Origin of the sequence: Amycolatopsis rhizosphaerae, assembly GCF_007713715.1 — a bacterium.
GTDB lineage: Bacteria > Actinomycetota > Actinomycetes > Mycobacteriales > Pseudonocardiaceae > Amycolatopsis_E > Amycolatopsis_E rhizosphaerae.
In genome coordinates, this window is the sequence record NZ_VJWX01000439.1 from 1 (window position 1) to 5,991 (window position 5,991).

The 5,991-nt window shown below is 70.7% G+C and carries 6 protein-coding genes; 5 read left to right on the forward strand and 1 reads right to left on the reverse strand.

Annotation, left to right across the window (positions count from 1 at the left end; all coding sequences use genetic code 11):
• From infB to rbfA, 3 genes are all read left to right on the forward strand, one after another.
• Positions 1-1,943, forward strand: a 1,943-nt coding sequence (gene infB, locus FNH05_RS29870) for a translation initiation factor IF-2 (RefSeq protein ID WP_144592194.1), incomplete at its 5' end; no start/stop codon positions are given.
• 64 nt (positions 1,944-2,007) lie between these two features.
• Positions 2,008-2,301, forward strand: a complete 294-nt coding sequence (locus FNH05_RS29875; protein WP_144592195.1) for a DUF503 domain-containing protein — start codon at positions 2,008-2,010, stop codon at positions 2,299-2,301.
• Positions 2,302-2,321: 20 nt separating this feature from the next.
• Positions 2,322-2,780 (forward strand): 30S ribosome-binding factor RbfA, encoded by a 459-nt coding sequence (gene rbfA, locus FNH05_RS29880; protein WP_144592196.1) that lies wholly within the window; start codon positions 2,322-2,324, stop codon positions 2,778-2,780.
• A 54-nt stretch (positions 2,781-2,834) separates the two neighbouring features.
• Here rbfA and FNH05_RS29885 read toward each other — a convergent pair whose 3' ends face one another.
• The gene (locus tag FNH05_RS29885) at positions 2,835-3,866 is read right to left on the reverse strand and encodes a TRM11 family SAM-dependent methyltransferase (RefSeq protein ID WP_144592197.1); all 1,032 of its coding nucleotides are present in this window, start codon (positions 3,864-3,866) and stop codon (positions 2,835-2,837) included.
• A gap of 24 nt (positions 3,867-3,890) precedes the next feature.
• Here FNH05_RS29885 and FNH05_RS29890 point away from each other — a divergent pair, with 24 nt between their 5' ends.
• Together FNH05_RS29890 and FNH05_RS29895 are read left to right on the forward strand one after the other, a co-directional pair.
• Positions 3,891-4,871 (forward strand): DHH family phosphoesterase, encoded by a 981-nt coding sequence (locus FNH05_RS29890; protein ID WP_144592198.1) that lies wholly within the window; start codon positions 3,891-3,893, stop codon positions 4,869-4,871.
• Between the two features lie 34 nt (positions 4,872-4,905).
• On the forward strand, positions 4,906-5,991 hold a 1,086-nt coding region (locus FNH05_RS29895; protein WP_144592199.1), incomplete at its 3' end, for an MATE family efflux transporter.

Below are 5,991 nucleotides of genomic sequence, written 5' to 3' on the forward strand. Positions count from 1 at the left end.
GCCCCGGTGGCCGTGGCGGTACGGCCGGTGCCTTCGGCCGTCCCGGTGGTCCCTCGCGCAAGGGCCGCAAGTCGAAGCGGCAGAAGCGCCAGGAGTACATGGACAACATGCAGGCGCCCAGCGTCGGCGGGGTGCGGCTGCCCAAGGGCAGCGGCGAGACCATCCGCCTGCCGCGCGGTGCCTCGCTGACCGACTTCGCGGAGAAGATCGACGCGAACCCGGCCTCGCTGGTGCAGGTGCTGTTCCACCTCGGCGAGATGGTGACGGCCACCCAGTCGGTGTCCGACGAGATCCTCGAGCTGCTCGGCTCGGAGATGAACTACACCGTCCAGGTGGTCAGCCCGGAGGAGGAGGACCGCGAGCTGCTCGAGTCCTTCGACATCACCTACGGCGAGGACAGCGGTGACGAGGAGGACCTGCAGATCCGGCCGCCGGTGGTGACCGTCATGGGTCACGTCGACCACGGTAAGACCCGCCTGCTGGACACCATCCGGAAGACGAAGGTCCGCGAGAGCGAGGCCGGTGGCATCACCCAGCACATCGGTGCCTACCAGGTCGAGACCGAGCTCGAGGGCAACAAGCGGCTGATCACCTTCATCGACACCCCGGGTCACGAGGCGTTCACCGCCATGCGTGCCCGTGGTGCGCAGTCCACCGACATCGCGGTGATCGTGGTCGCCGCCGACGACGGTGTCATGCCGCAGACGGTCGAGGCGATCAACCACGCCCAGGCCGCCAAGGTGCCGATCGTGGTCGCGGTCAACAAGATCGACAAGGAAGGTGCGAACCCGCAGAAGATCCGCCAGCAGCTCACCGAGTACGGGCTGGTGGCCGAGGAGTACGGCGGCGAGACGATGTTCGTCGACATCTCCGCGCGGGAGAACATCAACATCGACCAGTTGCTGGAAGCGATCCTGCTGACCGCGGACGCGACGCTGGACCTGCGGGCCAACCCGGACATGGAGGCCCAGGGTGTCGCGATCGAGGCGCACCTGGACCGCGGCCGCGGCCCGGTCGCCACGGTGCTGGTGCAGCGCGGCACGCTGCGCGTCGGCGACTCGGTGGTCGCGGGCGACGCCTACGGCCGCGTGCGCCGCATGGTCGACGAGCACAACCAGGACGTCACCGAGGCACTGCCCTCGCGTCCGGTGCAGGTCATCGGGTTCACCTCGGTGCCCGGCGCCGGTGACACCTTCCTGGTGGTGGAGGAGGACCGGGTCGCCCGGCAGATCGCCGAGCGCAGGCAGGCCCGCATCCGCAACGCGATGAACGCCGCGCGGCGGAAGAGGGTCAGCCTGGAGGACCTGGACTCCGCGCTGAAGGAGACCTCGAGCCTCAACCTGATCATCAAGGGTGACAACTCGGGTACCGTCGAGGCGCTGGAAGCCGCGCTGGTGCAGCTGGACGTCGGTCCCGACGTCGAGCTCAACGTGGTCCACCGCGGCGTCGGTGGGGTCACCGAAAGCGACATCGACCTGGCCACGGCCTCCGACGCGATCGTGCTCGGGTTCAACGTGCGGGCCCAGGGCAAGGCGACCGAGCGGGCCACCCGCGAGGGCGTCGACGTCCGGTACTACACGGTGATCTACCAGGCGATCGAGGAGATTGAGCAGGCCCTGAAGGGCATGCTCAAGCCGGAGTACGAAGAGGTCGAGCTCGGCAAGGCGGAGATCCGTGACGTCTTCAAGTCCTCGAAGTTCGGCACCATCGCCGGTTGCCTGGTCACCTCGGGCGAGATCCGGCGCAACGCCAGGGCCCGGTTGCTCCGGGACAACGTGGTGGTCGCCGAGAACCTGCCGGTCAGTTCGCTGCGGCGGTTCAAGGACGATGTCGTCGAGGTCCGGGAAGGCTACGAATGTGGTCTCACCCTCGGTTCCTACAGCGACCTCAAGGTGGGCGACGTGATCGAGACCTACGAACAGCGCGAGAAGCCGCGCGCCTGACGCCTGATCACCACCCGGGGCCGGTCCAGCATGGGCCGGCCCCGGGCTTCGCCGGGGAGCTGCCATGTTCGTAGGAGCGCTCGAGTTCGACCTTTTGCTGGGCGATGTCCGGTCGCTGAAGCAGAAGCGGTCCGTGGTGCGGCCGGTGCTCGCCGAGCTGCGCAAGCGGTTCGACGTGGCCGTCGCCGAGGCCGGGCACCTGGACCTGCATCGCCGCGCCCTGATCGGGGTGGCGGCGGTGGCCGCGGACAGCGAGCACGTCCGTGACGTGCTCGACGAATGCGAGCGGTTCATGGTGGGGCGGCCGGAGCTGGAGCTGCTGTCCGCGCACCGCAGGCTGCTCGGACCGCATGACTGAAAGAAAGTAGGGGATGTGCGATGGCCGATCCGGCTCGCGCACGCAAACTGTCGAAGCGGATCTCGCAGATCGTGGCCTCGGCCATCGAGCACGACATCAAGGATCCGCGGCTGAACTACGTGACCATCACCGACACCAAGGTCACCGCCGACCTGCACGACGCCACCGTGTACTACACGGTGCTGGGCGAGAACCTCGAATCCGCCCCGGATTTCGCGGGTGCGGCGGCAGCGCTGGCCTCGGCTCGCGGCGTGCTGCGCACCAAGGTCGGGCAGGGCACCGGGGTGCGGTTCACCCCGACCCTGACCTTCGTCGCGGACACGGTGCCCAATGTGGCACGGCACATCGAGGATCTGCTCGCGAAGGCCCGCGAGGCCGACGCGGAGGTGGCCCGCCGGGCCACCAGCGCCCAGCACGCGGGCGACGCGGATCCTTACCGCGCTCCGCGGGAAGAGACCGAGGACGAAGAGGACGAGTGAGCAGCGGGCCCCGGCGAGACTGCCGGGGCCCGACGCTTTCCGCCGGTGCCCGGCTCAGGGCTTCACGGCCACCATCAGGTCGCGGTGGATCGCCTGGTCCACGCGATGCGCGAACTCGCCGAACGGCCCGCCCTCCCGGATCCGCAGACCCGCCGCGGTGAGGAGGTGCGCGAGCTCTTCCCGCTTGGCGACATGCGTGTTCCACGAGATGCCGAGCGCGCCGCCGGACCGCAGCGTCCGTACCCAGGCGGGCACGGCTTCGGCGAGCAGTTCCCGGGGGCTGCGCGAAAGATCTTCGGGCCGGTGGCTGCCGTGCTGCACGCCGTACGGGGCATCGGTCACGATGACGTCGACCGACCCGGCCTTGAGCAGTTCGGCGGCGGTGACCGTGTCGCAGTTGTAGTAGACGATCCGCCGGGCCTCGCCCGCCTTGTACTGCTCCTTGGTCAGCCCGAACGTGATCTCCAGGCGCTGGCCGAGCTTGACCTTGTTGCGCCGCAGCTGCCCGGACTCGGCGGTGTGCTTGATCCGCTTTGCGCGCAGCCAGGTCTTGATGAACCTTTCGTAGGCCTCGAAGTCCCGCCCGTCGAGCTCGAACCCGGTCGCGTCGAGCCCGTAGATCATCGCCTGGTTGAGCGTGGTCCCCCGGCCGCACAACGGGTCCAGCACGTGCACCGGCCGTTCCAGGAAGGCCAGCGGGTCCGAGGCGGACAGCAGCGTCACGTTCAGCAGCAGCTTGGTGAACAGCTCGTTCGTCTTGCCGGGGTACTTCTGGATGGTCAGCAGGTCGGTGTCGAACTTGTCCAGCCCTGCGATGTCCACCGGACGGAGCAGATCGCCGGTCAGCTCGAACAGGGCGTAACAGGAGGACAGGTTGGACAGCAGCGCGACGTCCTGTTCGGACAGACGCTCCGCGGTCGAGAAGGTCACGTAGCCGACGCCGCCGATGCGGCGCTCCCCGAGGTCGGACGGCGTGGTGCTCATCGCCTCGCCGAACACCGCCAGTTCGGCGCGCAGCAGCGAGGGGGAGGCGTCGGCGTAGACCCGGTTGGCGGCCGGATAGAGGAGGATCCCGTAGTCGAACATCGCAGGAGAGCGTAACTTGCGGCCATGAGCCCTTCTTCGCCGCTCGACCTCCTGAGCGACGCCACTGACGTCACCCTGCTCGCCCACGTCCGCCCGGACGCCGACGCCCTCGGCAGCGCACTGGCCCTCGGCCGGGCACTCAGCCTGCGCGGCGCCACCGTGCGAGTGTCGTTCGCGATCCCGGACCGGACGCCGGAAAGCCTGCGGGGCCTCGACGCGGGCGGGCTCGTGGTGCCCGCCGACCGGGTCCCCGCCACCTCTGAGCTGCTGGTCTGCCTGGACACGCCGGTTCCGGACCGCCTCGGTTCCCTCGCCGATCGAATCGAGGCCACGAGGGCCGCCGGCGGCGCGGTGCTCGTGGTGGACCACCACGCCTCCAACACCCGTTACGGCACGCACCACGTCGTCGACGTCACCGCCGAGGCCACCGCAGTGCTCGTCCTCCAGCTCATCGACGGCCTCGGCGTCCCACTGGACGAGCCCATGGCCAGGGCGCTCTACGCCGGTCTCGTCACCGACACCGGGGGATTCCGGCGGGCCCGTCCGTCCACGCACCGCATGGCGGCGCGGCTGCTCGAAGCGGGAGTCGATCCCGACCGCATCGCCCGTGAGGTGATCGACGACCATCCGTTCGCCTGGCTGCCGATGCTGTCGAAGGTGCTCGCCACCGCACGCCTGGAACCCGGGGCCGCGCAGGGCTTCGGGCTCGTGCACGCGGTGGTGACCAGGGAAGCGGCCGCCGGGGTGCGGCTGGAGGAGGTCGAGGGCGTGATCGATGTGGTGCGCTCGACCAGCGAGGCCGAGGTCGCCGCGGTGCTCAAGGAACAGGAGCCCGGGGAGTGGACGGTGTCGCTGCGGGCCGTGGGCAAGATCGACGTCTCCGTCGCGGCGCGCAGCCTCGGCGGGGGCGGGCACCGGCTCGCCGCCGGCTGCACGGGGCACGGGACGGCCGAGGAGGTCCTCGACGCGGTGCGGGCCGCACTCGCCTCGGCGCCGCTGTTGTGAATTTTCCGTCGGTCTGTCCCGTTAACCTGCGAAGGTGCTGACCACCGTCGAACGCGTGCCCGCCCGGCGCGTGCTGGGGCTGGCCCTGCCCGCGCTGGGCGTGCTCGCCGCCGAACCGCTGTACGTGCTCGTGGACACCGCCGTCGTCGGGCACCTCGGCGCGCTGCCGCTGGCCGGGCTCGCGCTCGGCGGGGTCGTGCTGTCCCAGATCTCGACCCAGCTGACCTTCCTGTCCTACGGCACCACGGCCCGCACCGCCCGCCTGCACGGCGCGGGCCGCCGCGCCGAGGCGGTGGCCGAGGGGGTGCAGGCGACCTGGCTGGCGCTGACGGTCGGGCTCGTGCTGGTGGTCGCGGGCCAGTTGCTGGCCTGGCCGATCGCGCGGGGGCTTTCCGGCAGCGACGAGATCGCCGCGCAGGCCGTGTCCTGGCTGCGGATCGCGCTGTTCGGCGCGCCGCTGATCCTGGTCACCATGGCGGGCAACGGCTGGCTGCGCGGGGTGCAGGACGGGGTGCGGCCGCTGCGGTTCGTGTTGCTGGGCAACGGGATTTCCGCGGTGCTGTGCCCGGTGCTGGTGTACTGGGCGGGCTGGGGGCTGGAGGGCTCGGCGGTGGCGAACCTGGTGGCGCAGGTCGTCTCGGCGAGCCTGTTCCTGCGGGCACTGGTCGCCGAGCGGGTGTCGCTGCGGCCGCGTCCGGCGGTGATGCGCGCGCAACTCGGCCTCGGCCGGGACCTGGTGCTGCGCAGCCTCGCCTTCCAGGCGTGCTTCCTCTCCGCCGCCGCGGTCGCGGCCCGCACCTCGACCGCGGCCGTCGGGGCGCACCAGATCGTGCTGCAGCTGTGGATGTTCCTCGCGCTGGTGCTGGACTCGCTGGCCATCGCCGCGCAGTCCCTCGTCGGCGCCGCGCTCGGCTCCGGCTCGGGGCGGCAGGCGCGGGGGGTGGCCGCGCAGGTGACCGGTTACGGGCTGGTCTTCGGCTGCCTGCTGGGGGTGGTGTTCGCGGCGATGTCGGCGGTGCTGCCCGGCGCGTTCACCTCCGATGCGGGGGTGCTCGCCGAGATCCCGCACGCCTGGTGGTTCTTCGTCGCTCTGCAGCCGGTGGCCGGGGTGGTGTTCGCG

Bases quoted from the DNA above. Each gene is read 5' to 3' on its own strand.
- FNH05_RS29885 (WP_144592197.1), bottom strand. From the start codon at position 3,866: ATGTTCGACTACGGGATCCTCCTCTATCCGGCCGCCAACCGGGTCTAC.
- rbfA (WP_144592196.1), top strand. From the start codon at position 2,322: ATGGCCGATCCGGCTCGCGCACGCAAACTGTCGAAGCGGATCTCGCAG.
- FNH05_RS29875 (WP_144592195.1), top strand. From the start codon at position 2,008: ATGTTCGTAGGAGCGCTCGAGTTCGACCTTTTGCTGGGCGATGTCCGG.
- FNH05_RS29890 (WP_144592198.1), top strand. From the start codon at position 3,891: ATGAGCCCTTCTTCGCCGCTCGACCTCCTGAGCGACGCCACTGACGTC.